General features: G+C 55.6%; 1 rRNA gene. It reads left to right on the top strand.

The window, feature by feature from the left end:
* Positions 1-347, top strand: a 23S ribosomal RNA gene (locus RG959_RS23920); the annotation flags it as partial.

Raw genomic sequence — 347 nt, 5'->3', positions numbered from 1 at the left:
CGGCTCATCGCATCCTGGGGCTGTAGTCGGTCCCAAGGGTTGGGCTGTTCGCCCATTAAAGCGGTACGCGAGCTGGGTTCAGAACGTCGTGAGACAGTTCGGTCCCTATCCGTCGCGGGCGCAGGAAATTTGAGAGGAGCTGTCCTTAGTACGAGAGGACCGGGATGGACACACCGCTGGTGTACCAGTTGTCTCGCCAGAGGCATCGCTGGGTAGCTATGTGTGGACGGGATAAGTGCTGAAAGCATCTAAGCATGAAGCCCCCCTCAAGATGAGATTTCCCATTACGCAAGTAAGTAAGATCCCTTGAAGATGACGAGGTAGATAGGTTCGAGGTGGAAGTGCGG

The organism is Domibacillus sp. 8LH (assembly GCF_038806185.1).
In the GTDB taxonomy this organism is placed as follows: Bacteria; Bacillota; Bacilli; order Bacillales; family Domibacillaceae; genus Domibacillus; species Domibacillus indicus_A.
The sequence above is the reverse complement of the archived record's forward strand: the minus strand, read 5'-3'. Positions and strand labels throughout refer to the sequence as shown.